Annotated in this window: 2 protein-coding genes and 1 pseudogene; all 3 read left to right on the top strand. The window is 64.6% G+C overall.

What is annotated here, in order from left to right:
• Positions 1-48 precede the first annotated feature (48 nt).
• Complete coding sequence (locus tag A8B82_RS21240) at positions 49-567, top strand: DNA repair protein RadC (protein ID WP_067297136.1); 519 nt, start codon at positions 49-51, stop codon at positions 565-567.
• Positions 568-670: 103 nt separating this feature from the next.
• Positions 671-1,162, top strand: coding sequence for a DUF6878 family protein (locus tag A8B82_RS21245; protein WP_067297133.1), 492 nt, complete (start codon positions 671-673; stop codon positions 1,160-1,162).
• Between the two features lie 10 nt (positions 1,163-1,172).
• Positions 1,173-1,310: pseudogene (locus tag A8B82_RS24855) on the top strand (DUF6915 family protein); the annotation flags it as partial.
• Between the last annotated feature and the right edge of the window lie 36 nt (positions 1,311-1,346).

A 1,346-nucleotide genomic window follows, 5' to 3' on the forward strand; every position in this document is an offset into this window, starting at 1 on the left:
ACGGATGAGGCGGGGAGAGTGGCTTCCCGCGCCGTTGGAGATATCGCCATGTTTGATCTTCCCCTGCCGCTCCAACCGAGCCCGCGCCCGATGGGTCCTGTCGCAAATGGTGGGACTGTCGCTTCTGATCCCAGCCTGCCTTTCGCGCTGACGCGGATACACCGGACGCCTGCAGCCCTGATGTCGGGCACCGCTGCCCCCGTGGTCGTTGAGCGTTTTGCGACGCTGGCCGATGCCATGCAGGGGGCGTTTGAGCTTGCCGAGGAAAACGGCCCCGATGCAGCGCCGCAGTTTCTGGCCATCCTTGATTGCGACCAGCGCCTGGTTCTTGCCGGAGCCGCCAGTCATGGCGCTTTGGCTTGGTGCCACCCTGTCGCCAATGCTCTTGAGGCGCGGGCCGTTGTGACCGAGGCGGTTCAGCTGCGCGCCCAAGCTGGCCGTGCCGCTAACTGGCACGAGCCTGAACTGGCGCAGCGACTGCGTCACCGTGCTGATCTGCTGGATGCCCGCCTTGTCGACCCGCTCTGGCGCGCCTTTGCTGCCCGCGCGCTTCAGATCGCGGCGTGACGCCCGAGAGACAGAGGAGGGATGGGAAGGGTTTGAGCCTTCGGGGGGCAGAGGAGTGCGCCACCCGGGGGGTCTGACCTGTCCTCACCGAACGGAGATATCCATGACCCAGACTGAACCCACTCTGGCAGCACCACTGCGGCCTTCCACCGTCGATTTCGGGGCGATCCTTGCCGCACATGCCGAACGCACCGCCCGGACCCTCGCCCTGCGCCCCGGCAACAAGGACCGCCTGTTCGATGGCCTCATGGCCGCCGGCATCACTCATGTCACCGTGACTTTCGACGGGGCCGGTGACAGCGGCCAGATCGAAAGCATTGGCGCCTGGGCGGGCGAGACGGCTGTCGATTTTCCCGCAACCGAAATCCCCTATGCCGCGCTGACCTGGGATGACCCCGAGGTCGAGATGCGGCAGCTCTCGCTGGAGGATGTCGTCGAGCAGCTCACCTACGACTTCCTCTCCGACACCCATGGCGGTTGGGAAAACAACGACGGCGCTTACGGCGAGTTCTGCTTCGACGCTGCGGCCCGCTGCATCCATCTCGAGTTCAACGAGCGCTTCACCTCGTCCGAACTCTACACGCACGATTTCTGAGGGGGCGACGATGGCACATCCCTACCACCACGCCCTGTCCTCAGTGAAGAAATGGGGTGGCACGGTCGATGATTTCATCGCGGTGCATGCATGGTTCGACCAAAGCAAGGAGATCACCGCCGATTTTCGGCACCGGGCCCTGCGGAACCTTGGGATTAAGAGATGAGCCAGCCCCGGCCCGCTC

Source organism: Sulfitobacter sp. EhC04, from assembly GCF_001650875.1.
Classification (GTDB): domain Bacteria; phylum Pseudomonadota; class Alphaproteobacteria; order Rhodobacterales; family Rhodobacteraceae; genus Sulfitobacter.